This is a genomic window from Georgfuchsia toluolica (assembly GCF_907163265.1).
Classification (GTDB): domain Bacteria; phylum Pseudomonadota; class Gammaproteobacteria; order Burkholderiales; family Rhodocyclaceae; genus Georgfuchsia; species Georgfuchsia toluolica.
Window position 1 is genome coordinate 986,263 of the sequence record NZ_CAJQUM010000001.1, and the last position, 20,804, is coordinate 1,007,066.

Sequence of the window (20,804 nt, forward strand, 5' to 3'; positions counted from 1 at the left end):
GATAGTTCATATTCCATCAGGTATGTGTGTTTAACTGCTGCGTGAATTGGCAATTGTCTGATACCGGCTCGGCAGGCCCAACTCTTATCGGATCGTTACATTTTTCACGGAAATCAATATGTCCGAAACAGGAAATAGTCCTCGTCCCGCCGGCGCAGCCGACATGGCAGATCGAATCATCGCGCGACACGGGTGCCGGATTGACGCTGGAACAGCTGGCACAGCTGTTCCAGCCCTTCAATCGTCCCGGCAGGGAGGCCAGCGGAGAGGAAGGCACGGGCATCGGCCTGGTGGTGACCAAGCACCTGGTGGAATTGATGGGCGGCACCATCGGCGTGGATAGCGTGTTCTTGATCGAACTGGACCTGACCGCGGCACCAATGCTGGCAACGCCGGAATCCGAGCATGCGTCGCGGGTGCGGCCGCAAGTGCCGGACGGCACCCCGCTGCGCACTCTGCTCCATGTCGAGGACAACCCGGCTAACCTGGAACTGGTCGAGCAGCTTGTTGCGCGCCGCTCCGACCTGCGTTTCCTGAGCGCGGCGGATGGCAATCTCGGCATCGAGTTTGCGCTCGTCTATCAGCCGGAGGTGATTCTGATGGACATCAACCTGCCCGGCATCAGCGGCATCGACGTCATGAGAATTCCGCGCAAGGACTCGACGACGGCGCATATCCCCATCATCGCTTTAAGCGCCAACGCGGTGCCGCGCGCTATCGAGCGGGACCTCGAAGCCGGATTTTTCAGCTATCTCACCAAACCGATCAAGGTGGGTGAATTCATGGATGCACTCGATGCGGCGCTGGAATTCGCGCAAACAGCAGCAGCCAGCAGAACACTAAAAGAGGAAATAGCATGATGATCAGTTCCGCCACGATTCTTGACGCCAGCATCCTGATTGTTGACGACCAGGAGTCCAATATCAGCCTGTTTGAGCAATTGCTGAGCGAGGCCGGTTACATGCACGTGACCTCGACCATGGATCCAACAGAGGTCTGCGCGCTGCATCGCAAGAATCGCTACGACCTGATCCTGCTCGACCTGCAGATGCCCGGCATGGATGGATTCCAGGTAATGGAAGGCCTCAAGACCAATATTGCCGACAGTTATCTTCCAGTCATTGTGATTACCGCCCAGCCGGGTCACAAGCTGCGCGCCCTGGACGCCGGCGCCAAGGATTTCATCAGCAAGCCATTCGATCTGATCGAAGTCAAGACGCGCATCCACAACATGCTGGAAGTGCGGCTGTTGTACAAAAAACTCGAGGACTACAACAAGCTGCTGGAACAGACAGTGCGGGAACGGACCGCCGAACTGCGCGAAAGCGAAGCCCGCTATCGCAGCCTGACCGAACTGGCCTCCGACTGGTACTGGGAGCAGGATGAGAATGGCAACTTCACCAAGGTTTCCGGCCCGGTCCTGGAGATGCTGGGCATCCGCGTGGAACCACTCGCGGGAAATGGCAGCACTATCCCGGTCGCTGGCTGGAATGAGGCAGAGCGAGAGATATTGCAGGCACGCATTGCAGCCCGCCAGCCATTCCTGGATTTCCTTTTCAGCCGCACCAATGTGGACGGCTCGCAGCAAACCTTTCGCGTGAGCGGAGAACCGATGTTCAACCAGTCCTCCCGCTTCATCGGCTACCGTGGAATCGGCGTGGAGCAGACCGCTAAATAATTAACATGAAAAACACCTTGCAGCGGAGCCGCGAACCGCTCGATGCCGGATGCGAAGTGTCACGTAATATCGAGCGTAGCGAGCTAACCAGTAGCCCCGCCCCGGGGCGGGGATGGGGTGGGGATGGGGTGGGGGGCGTTCAATTCGCCTTTGCGCCCTTTCATGCTCAGGGGTGACACTGGCGATCATGAGCGTTACAACACCAGACGCGAAAGACTAATGATGTCATCATCCCCTAGTCCGAATCAAAACCATCTTCTCGCCGCCCTGCCTACGGCGGAATTCGAACGCCTGGCCGCGCATCTGGAACCTGTCCCGCTGCGGCTCGGCGAAATTCTCTACGAACCCGGGGGGAAATTGCAGCACGCCTATTTCCCCACCACTTCCATCGTCTCGCTGCACTATGTCATGGAGTCCGGCGCCTCAGCCGAAACCGCCGGGGTGGGCAATGAAGGCATAGTCGGTATTGCGCTGTTCATGGGCGGCAATACCACCCCAAGCTCGGCCGTGGTGCAGACCGCGGGTCATGCTTACCGACTGGAGGCGCACCTGCTGAAGGAGGAGTTCAATCGCGCCGGTTCGATGCAGCGCATCTTGCTGCGCTATACCCAGGCGCTGATTACGCAGATGACGCAGACGGCGGTATGCAACCGGCACCACTCGGTAGAACAGCAGTTGTGCCGCTGGCTGTTGCTGACACTCGACCGCCTCTCCTCGTCTGAGCTGGTCATGACGCAGGAATTGGTTGCGAGCATGCTTGGCGTGCGTCGTGAAGGCATTACCGAAGCAGCCGGAAAATTGCAGCATGCCGGATATATTCGCTATCACCGCGGCCACATCTCGGTAATTGACCGCCCCGGACTGGAGACCCGCGTCTGCGAATGCTATGCCGTGGTCAAGAAGGAAATGGGCCGCCTGCTGTCGGATGTGCAGTATCGCCAGGACATTACTGCAGTAGTCCGATAACTTTCCGCACCGTCCGGCGAGGACACAAGGCATGGCAGGCATGCGGCGCCTCACCCATCGGGTGAAACGAAATCCATTGGCAAGCTTTTAATTTTCCATCATCCCACGGAGATTTCCTTTGGTCATGCCCGTCGTGTCGCCGTGGTTCAAATGAAGTTTTCAGGATCAATTTATTTCTCCTCAATGTGTGCCAGTACGCAGACCGTCCCCTGCGGCAGGGCGATGCTTGTCGTATGCGACTGGCTAGTATCTTTCCGCTTTTGCTGGCAGCCGGATGAATTCGAACAACAAGACAAAGCGAAAACAGTGCAACTTATATAGGGAAACACTGAATAAGTAACAAATGCCGTGAACGCTTTCTTTATCATGCTGTCTGACACGGAGTATCGAGCACAAGGGACGAAACGATGAAGCAGATGACGCTGGCGGCGACACGAGGATTCGAGAAGCACAGCCGGGCGACGCGCAAGGCGGAGTTTCTGTCGCGCATGGACGGATTGATGTTCCAGGGTCGAGCATCCGCTCCTGACCCTCAAGCGTCTCCGGGGCTTTGCCAGGGTGCGCTATCGCGGCCTGGCGAAGAACGCCAACCGGGCCTTCGCCATGCTGGCAATGCTCAACGTCGGCAAATGGGGACGACCTCTGACGGGAGAGGTGCGTCCAGCATGAGGTGAAATGCCCTGCGTTTCCGTTCAAAACAGGCCGGTTTTTTGATGAAAATGTCATTGACGTCACGTTTTCGTCTCAATTCCAGATTACCGCTGAGTTCATTGTGGCGGCTTATTCAGCGTTTCCATAACGTACCCCGATAAGATTCAAACCTTTAGTTTCTCTGCCTTCGTTTCCGGATAGCTGAGCCACACCGTTCGAACCCAGGAAGATCAGATCGGCCAGCGTTTCCCGGGTTGCAAACAATAAAAATTAATTATGGTTTATGTGCGATGACGTACATAACTTTTTCAAGCGGCGAAGCATGATGATCATGGGTGTTCGCTCTTTTCCTCCCCGGGTGGGACACCTGTAGCACTTGGCCCGAAACGCCTCCCTTCGTTTCGGGCCTTTTCTTTTTGTGAGACCGCCGCAGCCAACAAATCAGCTATTGCCTGCATTGGGCTATCTATGTTTGATAACGAACAGAACTTCATCAGGATTGGGCGTAGTTTCGAAACGTAATTCCGCGTAGCGCATATCTGTTCAGTTGAGGAGCCCCATCCAGCTATCGAAAGGAATTTTCATGAAATATTCAATCGTGTTTTCAGCAATACTGGCGGCACTTGCGTTAAGCGCCTGCGAGAGGCCGACAACCGTGACACCAGCGACGGTCATTACCGTTCCCGCCCAAGGACCTGCCGGCCCGTCCGGCACCACAGGATCGATCGGATCAACAGGATCCACTGGCGACAAGGGTGACACCGGCAAATCCGGCAGCGGTACCACCGTGATTGTGGCGCCCCCCGCGCCGACAGCGCCAGCAAACTAACTCTGTTCGTTTACTGTTTCGAGGAGAAATGTCATGGGCTTGGGAACCATACTGTTGATTGTGCTAATCCTGATGCTAATCGGCACAATTCCGGCCTGGCCGCATAGCAGAAACTGGGGCTATGGGCCTAGTGGTGGCTTGGGCTTGGTGGTGATCATTCTCATCGTGCTGCTTTTGATGGGACGCCTGTAACGGATAGTTCGATGCCGGAAGGGAAGGACTGGATTCAGTCCTTCCCTGACTGTCATGTGTAGTCGTCACTAAATTCTGGCAAGACTTTGGCAGTTGCTGCTGCGGAAAACAGAACCTGTATTGCACACCCTGGTGTTCAGTCATCAAGAAATTGATGGAAAGATGGAAAATCTTTCACCACCAAGGCACCAAGGGCACAAAGGTGCACCAAGAACTACAAATTCGATATTGTTTTTCCTTGGTGATGCTTGGTGTCCTTGGTGTCTTGGTGATGAGGCTTTTGTAATTATCCATCAGTATCGCCTTGACTAACTACTAGGTGCCGTCATGCATGTCCCTGACGACCTCATAACATTCACAAGCCGCCGCTTCGAGTCCTTTGCGATCGAGAATAACGATATCGCCGCGGCTGTAACTGATCAGATTGCGTTTATGCAGTGCCTGGACGGCGGTGGTAACGCCGACGCGCCGTACTCCCAGCATGTGTCCAATAAATTCGTTCGTCATGTGGAATTGATCCGACTTTATCCGGTCATGTGTCATTAACAGCCAGCGGGCAAGACGCTGCTCCACCACGTGAAAACGATTGCATGCGGCAGTTTGCGAAATCTGGCGCATCAACGAATATGTGTAGCTGTAAAGCACTCGTTGCAACGCTACGCTAAGCCTGAATTCCTTGCGAAAACGTAGCGCCGTCATTCGCATGGCCATTCCGTCGCCTTGGACCAGGACACGCACCGGAGAGACATTGTGTTCCAGCACCAGGGAAATGCCGACCATGCCGTCACGGCCGACCAGTCCGATTTCCAGCGCCAAATGACCATCTGCCAGTGTCAACAAGGAGATCAGGGAGGAACAGGGAAAATAAACATGGTGGATTGTGTCCCCTGGCTCGCAGAACACATCACCAAAGATTAGGGTGACCGGCTCGAGTGCAGCGAGCAGACGCTTGTACTCCGTGCGCGGAATAGCGGCGAGCAGGCTGTTTTCAATCGAGGCATCGTGCATATTCCGGCTCTCCATTAAATGAGGCAATCGTCCGCCTATCATGTGCCATGCTCTGTGCGCTAACGCTCATATGCACGATTGCGCTGCCGCAAGTCATGGGTAAAGAAAAACGATGCCCTTATGTACGTTATCGAACTGACGGCTGGCCGCAATGGAATAAAAATTGACATTGCAGACCAGGTTGATCCGTTGATTCCGCCCAGCACGAACCGCACGGTACACCCCAACCCGGCAGCTTTGTTTTTACATATGGCGGCACCTTGAACCAACACAGGGGCCCAGACGAACTGGAGGCGGAAGCATCATGAATAACGCATCGAAATACCTGTCACCCTGCACGGACGTCAGGAGCCTGGAGTCGAAGATGCTCACGCTTTGCTCCGAATTCGGATCCCTGTCCCAACTAGACATATTCACCATGATCGATTCCGGCAAACGCCAAGCCGTTTGCCTGTTAAGGCTGGACTCGCCGGCACATGAACAAGGCCTGATATCAAAACTTGGCGCGGTCCGGTTCGGCGATGATTTATGTGTCATCGTCGACATGGGAATGCAACCAGGCGCTTGCATAGAAAGCAGCATGTCCGGTTTGGCTTTGGTTTAGAGAAACTCTTATTAAGTCCGTTCATGGTGAGCTTGTCGAACCATACGATGACATAACCAGTCTGTTATTGGCCAAGCACTTCGACAAGCTTGTATGGTGTAAACCAGCTCTTTTACTTCGAGAAAGGAAGGCAAGGAGCCGGGGTGGAAGGACTGGCTATCGCCACGCAAGCGGTCGCACAGGTTACTTTCTACGAAGGCGAAGATTTTGAAAGCCGGTCTTTCACCACGCAGCAACGGGTCGGCAACTTCGAGCGCAAGGGCTTCAAAGACGGCGCCTCGTCAGTCGTGGTTGTCGGCGAGCGCTGGGAAGTTTGCGAAGACAGGCGATTCAGCGGCCGCTGCGCCATATTGCGGCAGGGACAGTATCCATCGTTGGCCGCAATGGGTTTGAATGACCGCATCTCATCGGTACGCATCTTGAGCAGGGACGCGAACATCGATAACAACCGTTAAAGCTTTTTAACTTTATTGCCTTTGCCGTGAATCGTCCGTGCGGTGCCGTACAAAGCAACGGCGGAGGAGACGGATTCACGAGCTGTAGTCCGCCTGCGTGCGCCAACGCACACTGCATTGCGCCTGCTAGGCAACTATGGAATTGTCAATAACGGTTGGTGAGATTCTTTCCTTTACATTACTGCAATGCTGAACGATGTCATCGTCAATGCACAGGATGCCGATGTGTGTCCCGCTAAAAACTGTCGTATGTCAAAGCACCGTTGGTGCTGAGCTTATCGAAACACAGTGGCCTTCGCCAGGCACAGACCGAACGGAAGTTATGTTTTGAACTTGCGGGACACAACGCTAGGTCGCGGTACTTTGCTGAAGCAGACGGCCGTATTCGCGTTTCACGACGGCATAACACTCGCAGACCCGTGCTTGCATCCTGGGACGGTCCAACAGGGAGATATGGCCGCGAGCGTAACGAATCAACCCGGCCGCTTGCAGGTGTCCGGCCGCCTCAGTAACGCCCTCGCGGCGTACGCCCAACATGTTGGCAATCAGCTCCTGGGTCATGGTCAGCTCGTTGGATGACAAACGATCGAAGCTCAGCAGCAACCAGCGGCACAACTGCTGCTCGATGGAATGGTGCCGGTTGCATACCGCGGTCTGCCCCATCTGCGTGATCAGCGCCTGCGTGTAACGCAGCAGCAGTTGCTGCAGCAAGCCACCGCGTTCAAACTCTTTTTTCAGGATGCTTCCCTTGATCCGGTAGCCATATCCCGCGCTCCGCACCATTGCGTGGTTCGGAGTGGTTTCGCCGCCCAACAAATGGGCGATCCCAACAATGCCTTCGTTGCCGACCACCGCGGTTTCCGCTGAACCGCCATCCTTCGTGATATAGAGCAGGGACACGATGCTGCTGGTGAGGAAATACGCATATCCATGGCGACTGCCGGATTCGTAGAGAACCCGACCGAGTTCCAATGGAACCTGTTTCAGATAGGGCAGCAGGCGCGCGTAGTCCGTTGCCGGCAGTGCCGCGAGAAGATAGTTCTGCCGTGCCAATTGGAAGGGCGATTGGCGAACGAACAATGCTGGCTCTTTAACCGCCATCATCACTGATTATTGTTTTGGCACGAATGAAAGAATATTGCAGCTACTTTTCTAGCAAATAAATCGCACCTTTGATACATGCAAACATAGTGCTTTTGGACTATATGTGCGCAAACGAACAGAACCTTGGAGGAATATGATGTGTTTTTTATCGTGAAATGTCGCCGCTAATTTGTTCAGGTACACGGTTTTAGCAAAACAGCGGGATGAATTCTCATGAAATATTCAATCGTATTTTCAGTAATACCGGCGGTATTGGCGTCAAGCGCGTGCAACTGACCGAGTGTCGTGCCGCCGGCTTCAGCGACAGCGAATTGGATTGACTTACTGACTGCTTCAAGGAGGACAGCATGAACTTGGGAACCATACTGTTGATCGTAGTGATCCTGATGCTGATCGGTGCCATTCCAGCCTGGCCGCACAGCAGGAGCTGGGGCTACGGGCCCAGTGGCGGCCTGGGTTTGGTGCTGATCATCCTCATTGTGCTGCTGTTGATGGGACGTCTGTGATGGGCGTCCACCTTCGTGGTCTGGGCGATGGTAATTGACCGCCACGACTTCGCTGCTTGTTATTGAAAAGGAGAAAAGGCTATGCGTAACAAATTAGTTTTGCTGTCGACGCTGTCGCTGCTGACATGCACGGTGGTGCCGGCTTCGGCGCAGCAGGTCAGTATCGGCTTCTGGTCCCCCAACGTGAGCATCGGCATCAACCTGCCGATGTATCCGGATCTGGTGCCGGTGCCGGGCTACCCGGTTTATTACGCACCGAGACTCAATTCGAACTATTTCTTCTACGATGGCATGTACTGGGTCTACCTGGATGATAACTGGTATGCGAGTTCCTGGTACAACGGGCCGTGGGGCTTGGTAGCCCCCGAGTACGTACCGCTCTTCATCCTGCGCATCCCCGTGCGCTATTACCGGCAACCGCCTATGTACTTCCGTGGCTGGCAATCTGATGCACCGCCACGTTGGGGCGAACATTGGGGCAATGATTGGGAGCGGCGTCGCAGCGGATGGAATCGCTGGAACCGCAATGCGGTTCCGGGGCGGCCGCCGCTGCCTCTCTATCAACGCAACTATTCCGGCGACAGGTATCCCCACCAAGTGGAGCAGCAGCAAGAGCTGCATAGCCAGAATTACCGCTACCAGCCACGCGACCCGGTGGTGCGCCTGCAGTATCAGGCACAGCGAACGCAAAGTGCGCCCGCGCCTATCCAGCACGAAAAACAGGATATGACGCCGGAGAGAAAATCCGTATGGCCAGGTGGTAACCAGCGTTCCAATCCGCCGCGGGATATCCAGCAGAGCGCCCCCAGCGCTCCGCAAACACAAGCACCGCCGTTGAAAAATCGGCCATCCCTGCAGCAAGGTCAGCAGCCCGAACAAAAGGCAGCTCCGCGGCAGCGACCTGAACAGAGAGACGTTCAGCGCCAGCGGCACTCCGAGCAAAGAAATGTTCAGAATCAGCAGCCGGCACCCCAGTCTCGCAGCCAGGAAACCAGACCGCAGGGTAACGAGGCTCAACAGGAGCCAAAACGGAGGCAGCGGTCAGGCAAGGAGAAAGATCGCGAACGGTGATGCTGTTCAAGATATAGCTAGTACAGTGTTGCGGGCTAAGAAGAATCTGTTTTCCTCTTTCCCGCGAAGGTGGGGAACCAGTGCCTTTTGCCGCCTCACGCCACAGGACTCCAGCCTGCGCAAATACTGTGTTGATCAACCTTTTGCAAGGGCCAGTTTTACATCGAAAGGTTGCTTTGATTTGAGTACGCCAAATATCCAATGAATCGGCTTACGCATTACGGCATAGATAATAGCCTTACCCGGCTTTCCCGCTGTCTTGAGCCGATTGGACAGCGCCTTGGTCGAGGGTTATGGCGTCCTAACCCCGTTTCCCCAAGCGCCCTCAGGAAATCGTAACCTAACTCCTGCTACGTATAGGGAATGACTGTACACTAGCATGACATGCGCAAGTCGGCCCTGGCCGGATGCCTCATCCGGCAGGGGCGTGACGTTGAAAGGTAGTTCAGCGAGCCGGCACGACAATGGCTGTGTCGCCACTCGTGGTTCCTTTTGCGCCCGTTTTCCCTTTTGCACCTGTGCTGCCGGTTGCTCCGGTATCTCCCGTTGCGCCTTGCGGTCTGGCAGGCCCCGCGGGGGGCATAAAGCATCCACCCAAGGCGGTGGTTGCCAGAACTGCGATAAATGTTTTCAAATATTCCGTGATGATTCCTTTTGGTTGGCTAACAAGAACTACGCGACTGCGCGAGAGAAATTACGCGAACTGCCCGGCCGATTCGATACGTTAGCGCTCATAGCGAAGTAATTTTCTGCGTGCTGGTGGCGGGCCCACGGTATTCACTTGGCCGGCTGTTTGCGAATCGCCCATAGCCGCCGAGACGCACTGGGTTGGACTTGAAGTAGACCATGCAGCCCTTTTAAGGTATCGAGAATGATCAGGTGAGCATTCTTGCAGCGCTCATGACAGGGGCAACTTGGCAGCCTTGGATATCCTCTTTGTTTCAGAGCGATCTGTACGCCAGCGCACAATGAAATTTATGGTGTGGTAACTGTCGCGAAGGTACATACTCGCGCGCCCTCGCAAGCTCTGCACCTGATTGCAAAAGGAAGTCCGCACGGTCAGCCGTGTGGCGCGACAGGCAAAAGGCAATTCAGCCTCTGCAACGTAAGCGTGGAACCTGCTAACAAGGTTCAGGCTTGATTACAAGTTTCTCAATAACCATCAAGCAGCTCACGTTTATTTGCGTTTCATAAATCCAAAAAAGGATCTACCGATGCGATTCAATTCCATTCCCGCTGTAACCATGGCCTTGGCGCTCGTCGCCCTGGCTGGCCCGGTTCGAGCCGAGGTCACCCTGAACGCGGGTGCGCGGTTGTTCCATGACAACAACGTCAATGGCTCGCCCGATACGCCGTCCAAGGCGAATCAGCGTGGCGACAACTATCTGTCGCTCAGTGGGTTGTAGCACCGCCACCGCCCCGTCCGCCAGCACCGAAGAAGGTGACTTTCTCCGCGGATTCCATTTTCGATTTTGACAAGTCAACCGTCAAGCCGGCAGGAAAAGAGGAATTGGACAAGTTTGCCGCAGAACTGCGGGGCGCCAACTTCGACGTCATCAAGGTAACCGGGCATACCGATCGGATCGGCTCACACGACTACAACATGAAGCTGTCGACAAGCCGCGTCGAAGTGATCAAGGCCTATCTGGTCGAATCCGCAGGGATCCCGGCCGACAGGATCGCGGCCAACGGAGTCGACGGATTTGAACCCGTGACCAAGCCCGAAGGCTGCACAGGCAAGAAGGTCAGCAAGAAACTCATTGCTTGCCTGCAACCGGATCGTCGCGTCGAGGTCGAAGTCACCGGCACGAAATAACCTCCCCGTAGTTGCCTCCACGCGGATCGAGATGCCAAAAGCATCTCGATCCGCGCGTCTGATGGCCAGATCGCGGCGGGAATCAGCTTTATTGGTTATTACCTAAGGCCTGCGGCGTCCGGTTATGGTCGTGCAACCTCCACCGGAATGTTCTTTCCGGCGGAGTTCCTTGCTCTATTTTCTTCTTGACTTGTCCTGTTCGTCCTGCGCTTCCAGCCACAGGGCATTGACTACTGCGAGCAGGACGGCGAAACCCAGTCCGAGTATCCAGCTAAAGTACCACATGATGATTTTCTCCTGATCAATAAAGGGACTTGTCGTTGGTCTCGACGAATTCACGCGTCACCTTGCCGGACATCACGGCGTAGGCCCAACTGGTGTAAGCGAGCACGATGGGCGTGAAGATCAGCGTTACCCAGAACATGACATTGAGCGTGAATTGGCTGGAGGTCGCGTCCCACAGGGTAAGGCTGGCCTTGGGCATTTCCGACGAGGGCAGGATGAAGGGGAATAGCGACACGCCGGCGGTCAGGATGATGCCCAGGCAAGCCAGCGAGGAGCTGACAAAAGCCAGCAGGGTGCGCTTGGCCGCCACCATGAGCAGGGCCAGCAGCGCGCCGAGGAAACCGATGACCGGAACCAGCCACAGGGTCGGATGCAGGCCGTAGTTGGCGAACCAGGCGCCGGACTGGCGGCCGACCTCCTTCATCAGCGGATTGAGCACGCCGCTGACGTCTGGGATGGACTGGATCACATAACCATCTATGCGCGAGACCCACAAGCCGGCAGTGGCAAAGCTCGCCAGCAGCACGATGGCAAAGACCTTGGCCACTGCCATGGCCCGCTGCTGCAACGCGCCCTCGGTACGGTGCGAGAGGAAGGTGGCGCCCTGCAGGGTGATCATGGACAGACTCACCACGCCAAAGAGCAGGGCCAGCGGATTGAGCAGTGTCCAGAAGGAACCCGAGTAGCTGGTGCGCATGGTGTCGTCGAGCGAGAAGGGTACGCCCTGGAACAGATTGCCGAAAGCCACACCAAAGACCAGGGCAGGCACGGCGCTGCCGGCAAACAAACCCATATCCCAGCCTTTGCGCCAGCCGGGGTTGGGTAGCTTGGAGCGGTACTCGAAGCCGACCGGGCGGAAGAACAGCGCAAACAGCACCAGCAGCAACGCCCAGTAGAGGCCGGAGAAGGCCGTCGCGTAGACGAAGGGCCAGGCCGCGAAGACGGCACCGCCGCCGGTGACGAACCAGACCTGGTTGCCGTCCCAGTGCGGAGCGACACTGTTGATCATGACGCGGCGGTCGGTGTCGTCCTTGCCGAGGAAGGGCAGCAGGATGCCGACGCCCATATCGTGGCCATCCATGATGGCGAAACCGATGAGCAGCACGCCGACCAGCAGCCACCAGACGAGTTTGAGGATCATATAGTCGAACATGGTCAGCTCCTTAGGCTTTGGCTTGCAGAACGACGGGGCCGAGGCGGGCGTACTTGAACATCAGGTACATCTCCGCAATCAGCAGCAGCGTGTAGAACACCAGGAATCCAGCCAGCGAACCCCACACGCTGGCAGCGGAGAGCGTCGATGCCGACAGATGCGTGGGCAGCACGCCGAACACCGTCCATGGTTGCCGGCCGTACTCGGCGACATACCAGCCCAGTTCACAGCCGATCCAGGGCAGCGGTATCGAGTAGAGGGCCCACTTGAGCAACCAGGGTTTGTGCTGGAAAGTACCCTTGATGCTGTGCCAGAAAGCAACGACCATCAATGTCAGCATGAAGAAGGCGATGGCCACCATGAAGCGGAAACTCCAGAACAGCGAACTGACTTTTGGCACCGAATCCCAGGCAGCCTGTTTGATATCGGCCGGCGTGGCCTTGCTCAGGTCCTCGCTGTACTTCATCACCAGCAGGCCGTAGCCGAGATCCTGTTTGTGCGAGGCAAAGACAGCCTTGGCCTCGGCGTCGGCCGGGTTGGCACGCATGGCCTTGAGGGCCAGTGCCGCCTTGATGCCGGACTCTATGCGCAGCTTGTTGTTGGCACGGATATCCTTGATGCCAGGCAACACTGCGGTGGTCGAGCGGGTGGCGAGCAGGCCCAGCGCATAGGGTATTTTCACGACGCCACTGTTGGCCTGCTTCTGTTCATCGGGGAAGGCGATCAGGTTGAAGGAGGCTGGCGCCGGCTCGGTCTCCCACATCCCCTCCATGGCGGCCAGCTTGGATTTCTGCGACTCCGAGGTCGAATAGGCCGACTGGTCGCCGAGGACGATGACCGAGGCCGTGCCCGCCAGGCCGAAGGCGGCAGCAATGCGGAAGGAGCGGCGCGCGAACTCGACGTGCTTGCCCTTGAGCAGATACCAGGACGAGATGCCCAGCACGAACAGCGAGCCCGTCACATAGCCGGCGGCAACGGTATGCACAAACTTGCACTGGGCCACGGGGTTGAGTACCAGGGCGGCGAAGTCGTTCAATTCCATGCGCATGGTCACCGGATTGAATGCCGCGCCGACCGGATCCTGCATCCAGGCGTTGGCAATCAGGATCAGCACCGCGGACAGGTTGGCACCCATGGCCATCAGTATGGTCACCATCAGGTGGCCCGCCTTGGACAATCGGTTCCAGCCAAAGAAGAACAGGCCGACCATGGTCGATTCGAGGAAGAAGGCCATCAGGCCCTCGATGGCCAGCGGCGCCCCGAAAATGTCGCCGACATAATGGGAGTAGTAGGACCAGTTGGTGCCGAACTGGAACTCCATGGTCAGGCCGGTGGTGACCCCGAGCGCGAAATTGATGCCGAACAGTTTGCCCCAGAAGCGCGTCATGTCGCGGTAGATCTCCTTGCCGCTGATGACGTAGGTCGCCTCCATCACCACCAGAATCCAGGTCATGCCCAGAGTCAGGGGCACGAAGAGAAAATGATAAAAGGCTGTCGCCGCAAATTGCAGGCGCGACAGATCGACAACGCTTTCGCTGATCATGGTTGCTCCCTATCTTTAACCAAGCTTGGAACCTGGGCCGCCGGGGCGATGCTGTGCGTCCCGGCGATGCGTTCGGTAATGCGCGCGGCGACCTCGTCCTTGCCCGGCGCATCGTTGAAGAAGACAAGCTTGATGGCTACCACCAGGGCGATCTTTACCACCAGAGCCAGGGCAATCTCATAGCGTAGCCTGACCCCCATGAGCCTTTTGCCCACCCCGCTAGCGTCCCGCGCAGCGGCATTGGCGCCGTGCGCAACTGGTGTTGAGGCGCGGGAAAATTGATGTGTTGCCACCGTTCGGGCTTCTTTACTGGATGAAGGCTGCCAGATCGTCGATATCAAGATCGTCATATCAATCATAGGCCGCAGCGCACAAACAAAGCCTGACAATCGTCAACCTTTGTGTCGCATCCGGTGGGAACTATCACTGTTGCTACGTCTGATCCTGGTTGCGGGCGATTGCCTGCAAGCGAACCATGCCTATCAAGCTGGCATTTTTGTGCCTGGTACGGATGAGCCCCTGACGGTTTCCTCTGCCATCCCGAGATAATTGCCAATATCCTTGCGTGACATTCTCCGTCAGGCCGGCCCCCCCCCTCGAGGCTGCGCAGCGATATAGATCAGCGACTAAATGGCGTATTGGCTGGTGCGGGACAAGATCATAATGTGCAATTATGCGTGATCCTGGGCGCGCTCGAGACCTGACGCCGGAGGCCTTGATGCCATTTCCCGGCATGCCAAACGAATCGCCGTGCGATGCACGCGACGGACACTTCGAAGCCAAATCCGGGCTACCCTGCGCTGAGCGGCATCCCTACCGTTTTGGTATGCGCTCAGAGCGCCAGCGCGCGACCTTCTGTCACACCGGCGAATCGATAGTCAGCGCCAGTTGCCGTCCCAGTTCCTGCTGTCATGCGGGCCGGTCGTGGATTGGTTCCGCTACCAGCGGCCGGGGCCCTACGCCTTGACCCGCTGGCAGGCGCAGTCGCCGCTGAACAGTTGCTGCGCCGAGTTGAAATCCTTCTTGCCGATGTCGATACCGCAATGGCGCAGGATGCAATGCGCGGCGGTGACGTGGAAATAGAAGTTCGGCAGGCTAAGGCCAAGCAGCATCGCCTGCCCGATGAAACGCCGTTCGACGCCGCTCGGATACTTGGCGACGATCTCCTTGTCCTCGGTGCCGTCGAGCTGCGCCGGCGTGAAGCCGTTGAGATAACGAATGGTCTGGTCGAGACGCTGCTTGAGATCGTCCATGCTCGGCTCTGCGGTCGGCAGTACGAGCGGGTCGACGCCGGCAAGACGCGCGCAGGCGTTGATGGCCTGGCGATTGGCAAGGCTCACCTGCATCGCCAGGGGCAGCATGTCGGGATACAGTCGTGTACGCAGATAGATTGCCGGATCGATATTCCTGGCGGCTGCGTGGGCGGCGGTTTTATCGAGATTGGCCGACAGGCTGGTGAGGAATTGCACGAAGGTCGGCGCCGAGGCCGCATACATTGAGATTGACATGTCGTTATCCTTTCGATTTACGGCGGTAACAGTGAATGAATCGGACGTTTTCCCATGGAACAAAGCGAAGCGATAAAAAGATCAATGAGCCGTGACAGCGTGCATTGCATAGTAAATAAACAAACATCGTAGTGCCTTGGCCCGGTCTTGGGAGATTCGACGCAGATCAATATTACGCCTGGATGCAAACAATTTGCCATGAAGCACTGTTAACCCCAGGGCAATCGCATGAAGCAGGTGGTGATGACGTTTCCTCTCCCCGATCGAGGGAAGAGGGACAGGGTGAGGGGGAAATGACCATGAAAAGCCGCACTTTCAACCCCAAAACCACCCTCACCCCCAGTCCCTCTCCGGCTGTCCCTGAAGGGCTTCCCGGTGGTTATGCGGGAGAGGAGAGCTTCTTGCGATTGCCATGCCGTTAACCCATGAAGCATCAATAACCGCCTGATTGGGTGACCATCGTTCGTGGCCACGGGCCATACCCGATTAACGAAGGATAACTTTTTGATATTTATCAAACAACATTCAACGAGTTGTTGCGGCGGTTTATGAAGGTGATTAGATATAAACCTGCAACCGCACTGCTTGCCTCAGGTTTCGGATACGCAATGCTATTAATGCGTACGTTCGCATCGTAACTACTGATGGAACACGAAGAACGAATATGACAAATATAGCTGATCAGATTCATACCCATGCTCCGGTGCCGCTTGACGACAGGAAGCTGATAACTCCTTTCACGGTATTTCTGGGACTCCTGTCCCTGGCCGCGGGCGTGATGGCCCTGATTCGGTTTATCCTTGGCCTGGGTGCGGTAACCAATCTCAGCGACGGCTATCCCTTCGGCATCTGGATCGTCTATGACGTGATTATCGGTTCCGGGCTGGCGTGCGGCGGCTATGTCATGGCACTGCTGGTGTATATCTTCAATAAGGGAGAATACCATCCCTTGGTACGGCCTGCCTTGCTGGCCTCGCTCCTGGGTTACACCCTGGCGGGCGTCTCGGTGATGATGGATATGGGGCGCTATTGGAACGCCTGGCATATTTTCTGGCCCGGATCTGCCCAGGAAAACTCGGTGCTGTTCGAGGTCGCCACGTGCATCACGCTGTACATTATTGTCATGTTTATCGAGTTTTCTCCTGCCTACCTCGACAAGATAGGGCTCAACGCGATCAAAAAATATGTCACCAGGCTGCTGCCTTTCTTCATAGCGCTCGGCATACTGCTGCCGTCGATGCATCAGTCCTCGCTCGGGTCGCTGGCGATCATCTTTGGCGGCCAGGTCAACCCTCTCTGGCAATCCGGCTACATGATGCCAGTTGAGTATCTGATGACTGCTGTCCTGTTGGGCTTTTCGGCAGTGGTGATTGAGGCAACCCTGGTTGCGGTAGGCTTCGATCGACCGATGGAAACCGCCTTGTTGACCAAGCTGGCGAAATTCATCTGGGGCCTCTTGCTGGTTTTTCTGGTCGTGCGCATCGGCGGCTTGATCATGCGTGGCTCAATCGTCAACGCCTTCCAGCTTTCGCAGGAAAGCGTCTGTTTCTGGATCGAAACGCTCAGTTTCGTCTTGCCCCTGATCATGCTGGCAAGAACGGCTGACCGCAGGAATCCCGGCAAATTGTTCGGTGCGGCAATGCTGCTGATCCTTGGCAGTTTCATGTTGCGGGTGAACGGTTATCTAGTCGGCTATGACAAAGGCGAAGGCTGGCATTACTTCCCGTCGCTTCCGGAACTGACGATTACGATCGGCTTTATTGCATTCGAGATATTGGCCTACATCACCTTGGTCAAGCTCTTGCCGGTACTTCCCGGGGTACCCAGGTTGGCGTCGAGAGATGCAGATGGCTGATCCAATTGCGCTCTCCACCCGTGAAATCTGGGTCAAGCTCCTGCTTTATCCGAGCCATACGCTGCCGACAGCCGCGGCACCGGTTCTGGTTGGCCTCGGGTTGGCGCTGCGCGATCATGTCTTCGCTCCGCTCCCCCTTTTGGTCGGCTTTCTGGCGAGCTGGCTGATCCATGTCGGCGGTGTTTTCAATGACAACTATGAACTGCTGCGCCGGCATCCGCACGTACCGGAACACCCGGAGTTGTTGCAGGCGCTGCAGGCCGGGACATTGACGCTTGCCGGACTTCGCAATGCAACATTGGCCTGCTTTGTCCTGGCCGGGCTTACTGCGCCCTACCTGATTGGCATCGGCGGCGCAAACGCCATCCTGATCGGAATTATCGGCGCCGCCTCGGGCTATTTTTACGCCGGCGGTCCCCAGCCCTATGCGCGGCATGGTTTGGCCGATCCCATATTCTTCGTCATGTTCGGCATCGTCGCGGTGGCAGGCAGTTATTACATTCAGTGGATGGCACTGCACCAAACGGCTTCCGGTGACATCGGCAGCTTGTTGCAGTTGCCGCGGATGGTCTACGTCGTCGGGCTGCCGGTAGGTGCATTGGTGACAAACGTGATGCTCATCGACGATATCCGCGACCGCCATTTCGATGCGACGAAGGGCTGGCATACCAGCGCCGTGCGCTTTGGTTTGGCCGGTATCCGCAGAGAATATCTCGCCCTGATGGTCTTTGCCTATGCCCTGCCCCTGGTGTTCTGGCTGTGGCTTGGCTTTAGCGCATGGATTGTCCTGCCGCTGCTTACCTTGCCATTCGCCTATCGGATTGCTCGGGCAGTATGTACGCTGGATCAGACCCGGGATCTTCTCAGCATGTCGCCCCGCGCTTCATATCTTGCATTGATCTTTGCGGCACTGCAAATCATAGGCATCACCATGTGACATGAACAATCCTGCCGCCGCCGCGAGCCTGCTCCAAACCGAGGATGCCGCTGCCCGTTTGCTTGAAGCGGAACGCACCACGTATGCGGAAATCGAGCTTTGCCGACGCGATGCGTTGCGGCTGGTTGTGACAAGCTGGTTGCGTGCAGCACTGGTGCACAAGCGCACGGAGGCCAGGATCGGGCGCCTGCGGGAGCAAATGACGCTCGCGACGCAGGCTCGCCAAACGCGGATTTGCGCCGAGATAGCGGCGCTGACAAGCGATACGGAAAGCGATGGAGTCGACCTCGCAGCACTCGACGCAGCGATTGCCCGAGTCATCGAAGAACTTGCCGGCGCCTTGGCGTCGGGTTGAATCATGGATTACGCTCAATCCAGGCTGCAGGCCCGATTCGGCGAACGCCCCGACGAATCGCTCTGGCAGAAACTGGAAGCTTCATCGGACCTTGACCACGCGCTTGCCGTTGCCCGCGCTTCGGGGCTGAGGCGATGGGTGGCAGGAATTACCGCGCAGGCCGACTGCCACGCGATAGAGATCGCCTTGCGCACAGGCTGGCGCGAGTGCATCGCCGAGATTGATTCCTGGATGCCGAGCCAGTGGCGGCCGGCATTGATGTGGGTATGCGGCCTTGTGGACTTGCCGGCGCTTTATTACCTTGCCCGCGGCGAAGCGCCGCTGCCCTGGATGCATGTCGATCCGGTGTTGCAGGTCTATGCCGGAGCAGATGCCCAGCACCGTGAAACCCTTTTGCAGCAAGACTGCCGTGCATTTCTGGATCCATCGCAGGAAGTTTCAACGCGCTCGGTATCGCCCGCCTCTTCACGAATTCGTCATGCATGGCTGAAGGAATGGCGCAAGCGATGGCCACGCTGGAACGACACGGCGGCACTCGAAAGCCTGACGCAGCTGTTTGAAACGGCGATGGAGCAGCCGGCGCTGGCCAGCCGGCCTGAACTCCTGCGCAAGATGCGCAGCCTGTTTCGCCGCTCGGTGCTTTGCCCGGCGGTTGCATTCATCTACCTCGCATTCATTGCGCTTGACCTTGAGCGGCTGCGTGCCGGACTGCTGCGGCACACCGCGGCGTTCGAAGGAATTTTCCCGTGATTCGCCCGCAGCCCACCACCTGGTTCGAGGTGATCGCGGCGGCCGATGACAGCCGTGACGTCAACAAGTTGCTGGCGGCGGCAGGTTGCGCGGAAATCGAACTTGCTCCGGCACAACATGCGAACGGAGCCGCCGCCGGACAGCAAGAGCAGGCCTTGCCGGACCACATGATCTTCGCGCGCATCACCGGTTGGACCAGCAATACCGAAGGACTGGCATCTTGCCTGGAGCGCTCTCGTGCCCGTGCCGTCGTGCATTTTCCTGAAGCGCCAAAAGAGCTGCAAGCGCCGCTGATCCTGCACAATCCCGGCTGGATCCAACCCTTCGAGATCTTCGCCCGCCTGATCGGCATGCCGGGCCGCTTCGTCGCCGATCCCAGCGGACTGTTGGTATTCGTGGCTCCGGTTCTGTTTGGCTACATGTTTGGCGACGTCATCCAGGGATTGGTGCTCATCATGCTTGGCCTGGCGTTGCAGCGGCACTGGCCCATGCTGCGCCTGCTGGTGGTAGGCGGAATTGCGACAACGGCATTCGGTTTTGTATTCGGCACCGCCGGTGCCATCCACGGCGTAGTTCCGACCCTGTGGGTAGACCCGCTCGACAAACCCTTGCCGGTGCTGTTGATGCCGATTGCATTTGGCGGCGCGCTGCTGACGCTGGGACTGGCCCTGACCGGACTGGAGGCCTATTGGCGGGGAACACTCGGGAAATGGCTGCGCTGCGATGCCGGATTTCTCGTCGTCTACATCGGCGCGCTGCTCGCCTTCCTGCACCCGGCCGCCCAGATGCTGATCGTGGCCGGCGTGGGCATGCATGTTTTGGGCAGCGTGCGGCAGGAACAACGAATCGGTGCCGTATTTGCTTCATTGGGTGAGCTGCTGGAGAAACTGGCGCAAATCGCGATCAATACCCTGTCCTTCGTCCGTGTCGGCGCTTTTGCCCTGGCGCACGCCGGCCTGTCGAGCGCCCTGGCCTCCACGGCAACGGCCACGGAATGCGGCGCCAGTCATGTTTCCTTGCTGATTGTCGGCAATGCCATGATCATTATCATTGAGGTGCTGGTGGCATCGATTCAGACCACTCGCCTCGTCCTGTTTGAGTTCTTCACGCGGTTTTTTCAAACCACGGGGCGGGAATTTCATCCGCAACCTCCCCTTCCGGGGTTATCTGAGGAGATTAAAAATGTCCCAAGGACTTAAGTTTTCCGCAGCCATGGCCGTATTCGCCACGGTGTTGGGCGGCGTCGTTACGCTGCTCCTTTTCTCGATCAAGGACGTCGCCGCGCAGGGAGCCGCAGCGAGTGCCTTGTCGCCCGACGTATGGCGCTGGGCCATGGCAAGCGCTGCGGCGGCAACCGGAATTTCGACGGCCGCAGCCGCCCATGCCGTGGCGAGACTGGGTAGCGCGGCGATCGGGGCACTGGCGGAAAAACCCGATCAATTCGGCAAGCTGCTGATCTTCGTGGGCCTTGCAGAAGGCATCGCGATCTACGGTTTGATCGTGTCGGTGCTGATCCTGAATCGACTGGCGTGAGCTTC

Annotated in this window: 25 protein-coding genes and 1 pseudogene; 17 read left to right on the forward strand and 9 right to left on the reverse strand. The window is 57.1% G+C overall.

Features of this window, described 5'->3' with window-relative positions; translation table 11 throughout:
- The first annotated feature begins 41 nt into the window (after nucleotides 1-41).
- From K5E80_RS04600 to K5E80_RS04615, 4 genes and pseudogenes are all read left to right on the forward strand, one after another.
- Nucleotides 42-860, forward strand: a complete 819-nt coding sequence (locus tag K5E80_RS04600; RefSeq protein ID WP_281420335.1) for an ATP-binding response regulator — start codon at nucleotides 42-44, stop codon at nucleotides 858-860.
- Complete coding sequence (locus tag K5E80_RS04605) at nucleotides 860-1,678, forward strand: response regulator (protein ID WP_220637228.1); 819 nt, start codon at nucleotides 860-862, stop codon at nucleotides 1,676-1,678. Before K5E80_RS04600 ends, K5E80_RS04605 begins: the two co-directional genes overlap by 1 nt.
- A gap of 222 nt (nucleotides 1,679-1,900) precedes the next feature.
- Nucleotides 1,901-2,644: a Crp/Fnr family transcriptional regulator gene (locus K5E80_RS04610; protein WP_220637229.1), complete on the forward strand. Its 744-nt coding sequence runs from the start codon at nucleotides 1,901-1,903 to the stop codon at nucleotides 2,642-2,644.
- Between the two features lie 504 nt (nucleotides 2,645-3,148).
- Nucleotides 3,149-3,313, forward strand: a pseudogene (locus K5E80_RS04615) (IS5-like element ISEcl5 family transposase); the annotation flags it as partial.
- 525 nt (nucleotides 3,314-3,838) lie between these two features.
- Here K5E80_RS04615 and K5E80_RS04620 read toward each other — a convergent pair.
- Nucleotides 3,839-4,048 carry a hypothetical protein gene (locus tag K5E80_RS04620; protein WP_220635053.1) on the reverse strand — a complete coding sequence of 70 codons (210 nt, stop codon included), beginning with the start codon at nucleotides 4,046-4,048 and terminating at the stop codon, nucleotides 3,839-3,841.
- 109 nt (nucleotides 4,049-4,157) lie between these two features.
- On the opposite strand from K5E80_RS04620, the gene K5E80_RS04625 reads away from it, so the two are divergent.
- Nucleotides 4,158-4,316 carry a DUF3309 family protein gene (locus tag K5E80_RS04625; RefSeq protein ID WP_220635054.1) on the forward strand — a complete coding sequence of 53 codons (159 nt, stop codon included), beginning with the start codon at nucleotides 4,158-4,160 and terminating at the stop codon, nucleotides 4,314-4,316.
- Nucleotides 4,317-4,631: 315 nt separating this feature from the next.
- Here K5E80_RS04625 and K5E80_RS04630 read toward each other — a convergent pair whose 3' ends face one another.
- Nucleotides 4,632-5,324, reverse strand: coding sequence for a Crp/Fnr family transcriptional regulator (locus K5E80_RS04630; protein WP_246590866.1), 693 nt, complete (start codon nucleotides 5,322-5,324; stop codon nucleotides 4,632-4,634).
- A 304-nt stretch (nucleotides 5,325-5,628) separates the two neighbouring features.
- Between K5E80_RS04630 and K5E80_RS04635 the strand changes: the two genes are divergently transcribed.
- Both K5E80_RS04635 and K5E80_RS04640 read left to right on the forward strand, forming a co-directional pair.
- Nucleotides 5,629-5,928, forward strand: a complete 300-nt coding sequence (locus K5E80_RS04635) for a hypothetical protein (protein WP_220635056.1) — start codon at nucleotides 5,629-5,631, stop codon at nucleotides 5,926-5,928.
- Between the two features lie 143 nt (nucleotides 5,929-6,071).
- Nucleotides 6,072-6,383 carry a beta/gamma crystallin-related protein gene (locus K5E80_RS04640; RefSeq protein ID WP_220635057.1) on the forward strand — a complete coding sequence of 104 codons (312 nt, stop codon included), beginning with the start codon at nucleotides 6,072-6,074 and terminating at the stop codon, nucleotides 6,381-6,383.
- Nucleotides 6,384-6,731: 348 nt separating this feature from the next.
- On the opposite strand, the gene K5E80_RS04645 is transcribed toward K5E80_RS04640, so the two are convergent.
- Nucleotides 6,732-7,463, reverse strand: a complete 732-nt coding sequence (locus K5E80_RS04645) for a Crp/Fnr family transcriptional regulator (protein ID WP_246590867.1) — start codon at nucleotides 7,461-7,463, stop codon at nucleotides 6,732-6,734.
- A gap of 371 nt (nucleotides 7,464-7,834) precedes the next feature.
- Between K5E80_RS04645 and K5E80_RS04650 the strand changes: the two genes are divergently transcribed.
- The 4 genes from K5E80_RS04650 to K5E80_RS04665 all read left to right on the forward strand — a co-directional run bounded on the left by K5E80_RS04650 (nucleotide 7,835) and on the right by K5E80_RS04665 (nucleotide 10,880).
- Nucleotides 7,835-7,993: a DUF3309 domain-containing protein gene (locus tag K5E80_RS04650; RefSeq protein WP_220635058.1), complete on the forward strand. Its 159-nt coding sequence runs from the start codon at nucleotides 7,835-7,837 to the stop codon at nucleotides 7,991-7,993.
- Nucleotides 7,994-8,074: 81 nt separating this feature from the next.
- A complete protein-coding gene (locus K5E80_RS04655) occupies nucleotides 8,075-9,064 on the forward strand; it encodes a hypothetical protein (RefSeq protein WP_220635059.1) in 990 nt (329 codons plus the stop codon).
- A 1,214-nt stretch (nucleotides 9,065-10,278) separates the two neighbouring features.
- Nucleotides 10,279-10,470: a hypothetical protein gene (locus K5E80_RS04660; RefSeq protein WP_220635060.1), complete on the forward strand. Its 192-nt coding sequence runs from the start codon at nucleotides 10,279-10,281 to the stop codon at nucleotides 10,468-10,470.
- A gap of 35 nt (nucleotides 10,471-10,505) precedes the next feature.
- On the forward strand, nucleotides 10,506-10,880 hold the full coding sequence (locus K5E80_RS04665; RefSeq protein ID WP_220635061.1) for an OmpA family protein: 375 nt from the start codon (nucleotides 10,506-10,508) through the stop codon (nucleotides 10,878-10,880).
- Between the two features lie 174 nt (nucleotides 10,881-11,054).
- Here the strand turns inward: K5E80_RS04665 and cydX are convergent, their stop codons facing one another.
- From cydX to K5E80_RS04695, 6 genes are all read right to left on the reverse strand, one after another.
- Entirely contained in the window at nucleotides 11,055-11,165 is a 111-nt protein-coding gene (gene cydX / locus K5E80_RS04670) for a cytochrome bd-I oxidase subunit CydX (protein ID WP_220635062.1), read from the reverse strand.
- A 16-nt stretch (nucleotides 11,166-11,181) separates the two neighbouring features.
- Nucleotides 11,182-12,318, reverse strand: a complete 1,137-nt coding sequence (cydB, locus tag K5E80_RS04675; protein WP_220635063.1) for a cytochrome d ubiquinol oxidase subunit II — start codon at nucleotides 12,316-12,318, stop codon at nucleotides 11,182-11,184.
- A gap of 10 nt (nucleotides 12,319-12,328) precedes the next feature.
- Nucleotides 12,329-13,861 (reverse strand): cytochrome ubiquinol oxidase subunit I, encoded by a 1,533-nt coding sequence (locus K5E80_RS04680; protein WP_220635064.1) that lies wholly within the window; start codon nucleotides 13,859-13,861, stop codon nucleotides 12,329-12,331.
- Nucleotides 13,858-14,220: a cytochrome oxidase putative small subunit CydP gene (gene cydP, locus K5E80_RS04685; protein WP_220635065.1), complete on the reverse strand. Its 363-nt coding sequence runs from the start codon at nucleotides 14,218-14,220 to the stop codon at nucleotides 13,858-13,860. The genes K5E80_RS04680 and cydP overlap by 4 nt, the downstream gene beginning before the upstream one ends.
- 123 nt (nucleotides 14,221-14,343) lie before the next feature.
- Nucleotides 14,344-14,433, reverse strand: a complete 90-nt coding sequence (locus tag K5E80_RS17125) for a hypothetical protein (RefSeq protein ID WP_220635066.1) — start codon at nucleotides 14,431-14,433, stop codon at nucleotides 14,344-14,346.
- A gap of 384 nt (nucleotides 14,434-14,817) precedes the next feature.
- A complete protein-coding gene (locus K5E80_RS04695) occupies nucleotides 14,818-15,369 on the reverse strand; it encodes a DUF1993 domain-containing protein (RefSeq protein WP_220635067.1) in 552 nt (183 codons plus the stop codon).
- 664 nt (nucleotides 15,370-16,033) lie between these two features.
- Between K5E80_RS04695 and hybB the strand changes: the two genes are divergently transcribed.
- From hybB to K5E80_RS04725, 6 genes are read left to right on the forward strand one after another with little or no spacing between them, the layout of a single operon-like run.
- Nucleotides 16,034-17,224: a Ni/Fe-hydrogenase cytochrome b subunit gene (gene hybB, locus K5E80_RS04700; RefSeq protein WP_220635068.1), complete on the forward strand. Its 1,191-nt coding sequence runs from the start codon at nucleotides 16,034-16,036 to the stop codon at nucleotides 17,222-17,224.
- Nucleotides 17,217-18,161, forward strand: coding sequence for a prenyltransferase (locus K5E80_RS04705; RefSeq protein ID WP_220635069.1), 945 nt, complete (start codon nucleotides 17,217-17,219; stop codon nucleotides 18,159-18,161). The genes hybB and K5E80_RS04705 overlap by 8 nt, the downstream gene beginning before the upstream one ends.
- A 1-nt stretch (nucleotide 18,162) precedes the next feature.
- A complete protein-coding gene (locus K5E80_RS04710; RefSeq protein WP_220635070.1) occupies nucleotides 18,163-18,516 on the forward strand; it encodes a hypothetical protein in 354 nt (117 codons plus the stop codon).
- Nucleotides 18,517-18,519: 3 nt separating this feature from the next.
- Nucleotides 18,520-19,266 (forward strand): hypothetical protein, encoded by a 747-nt coding sequence (locus K5E80_RS04715; RefSeq protein WP_220635071.1) that lies wholly within the window; start codon nucleotides 18,520-18,522, stop codon nucleotides 19,264-19,266.
- A complete protein-coding gene (locus K5E80_RS04720) occupies nucleotides 19,263-20,465 on the forward strand; it encodes a V-type ATP synthase subunit I (protein ID WP_220635072.1) in 1,203 nt (400 codons plus the stop codon). The genes K5E80_RS04715 and K5E80_RS04720 overlap by 4 nt, the downstream gene beginning before the upstream one ends.
- Nucleotides 20,449-20,799, forward strand: a complete 351-nt coding sequence (locus K5E80_RS04725; RefSeq protein WP_220635073.1) for an ATP synthase subunit C — start codon at nucleotides 20,449-20,451, stop codon at nucleotides 20,797-20,799. The genes K5E80_RS04720 and K5E80_RS04725 overlap by 17 nt, the downstream gene beginning before the upstream one ends.
- Nucleotides 20,800-20,804: the final 5 nt, after the last annotated feature.

What these genes read in the sequence shown, in the direction of transcription:
- K5E80_RS04605 (WP_220637228.1), top strand. Translation starts at nt 860, where the DNA reads ATGATCAGTTCCGCCACGATTCTTGACGCCAGCATCCTGATTGTTGAC.
- K5E80_RS04610 (WP_220637229.1), top strand. Translation starts at nt 1,901, where the DNA reads ATGTCATCATCCCCTAGTCCGAATCAAAACCATCTTCTCGCCGCCCTG.
- K5E80_RS04625 (WP_220635054.1), top strand. Translation starts at nt 4,158, where the DNA reads ATGGGCTTGGGAACCATACTGTTGATTGTGCTAATCCTGATGCTAATC.
- K5E80_RS04630 (WP_246590866.1), bottom strand. Translation starts at nt 5,324, where the DNA reads ATGCACGATGCCTCGATTGAAAACAGCCTGCTCGCCGCTATTCCGCGC.
- K5E80_RS04635 (WP_220635056.1), top strand. Translation starts at nt 5,629, where the DNA reads ATGAATAACGCATCGAAATACCTGTCACCCTGCACGGACGTCAGGAGC.
- K5E80_RS04650 (WP_220635058.1), top strand. Translation starts at nt 7,835, where the DNA reads ATGAACTTGGGAACCATACTGTTGATCGTAGTGATCCTGATGCTGATC.
- K5E80_RS04655 (WP_220635059.1), top strand. Translation starts at nt 8,075, where the DNA reads ATGCGTAACAAATTAGTTTTGCTGTCGACGCTGTCGCTGCTGACATGC.
- K5E80_RS04660 (WP_220635060.1), top strand. Translation starts at nt 10,279, where the DNA reads ATGCGATTCAATTCCATTCCCGCTGTAACCATGGCCTTGGCGCTCGTC.
- cydX (WP_220635062.1), bottom strand. Translation starts at nt 11,165, where the DNA reads ATGTGGTACTTTAGCTGGATACTCGGACTGGGTTTCGCCGTCCTGCTC.
- cydB (WP_220635063.1), bottom strand. Translation starts at nt 12,318, where the DNA reads ATGTTCGACTATATGATCCTCAAACTCGTCTGGTGGCTGCTGGTCGGC.
- K5E80_RS04680 (WP_220635064.1), bottom strand. Translation starts at nt 13,861, where the DNA reads ATGATCAGCGAAAGCGTTGTCGATCTGTCGCGCCTGCAATTTGCGGCG.
- cydP (WP_220635065.1), bottom strand. Translation starts at nt 14,220, where the DNA reads ATGATTGATATGACGATCTTGATATCGACGATCTGGCAGCCTTCATCC.
- K5E80_RS17125 (WP_220635066.1), bottom strand. Translation starts at nt 14,433, where the DNA reads ATGTCACGCAAGGATATTGGCAATTATCTCGGGATGGCAGAGGAAACC.
- K5E80_RS04695 (WP_220635067.1), bottom strand. Translation starts at nt 15,369, where the DNA reads ATGTCAATCTCAATGTATGCGGCCTCGGCGCCGACCTTCGTGCAATTC.
- hybB (WP_220635068.1), top strand. Translation starts at nt 16,034, where the DNA reads ATGACAAATATAGCTGATCAGATTCATACCCATGCTCCGGTGCCGCTT.
- K5E80_RS04705 (WP_220635069.1), top strand. Translation starts at nt 17,217, where the DNA reads ATGGCTGATCCAATTGCGCTCTCCACCCGTGAAATCTGGGTCAAGCTC.
- K5E80_RS04710 (WP_220635070.1), top strand. Translation starts at nt 18,163, where the DNA reads ATGAACAATCCTGCCGCCGCCGCGAGCCTGCTCCAAACCGAGGATGCC.
- K5E80_RS04715 (WP_220635071.1), top strand. Translation starts at nt 18,520, where the DNA reads ATGGATTACGCTCAATCCAGGCTGCAGGCCCGATTCGGCGAACGCCCC.
- K5E80_RS04725 (WP_220635073.1), top strand. Translation starts at nt 20,449, where the DNA reads ATGTCCCAAGGACTTAAGTTTTCCGCAGCCATGGCCGTATTCGCCACG.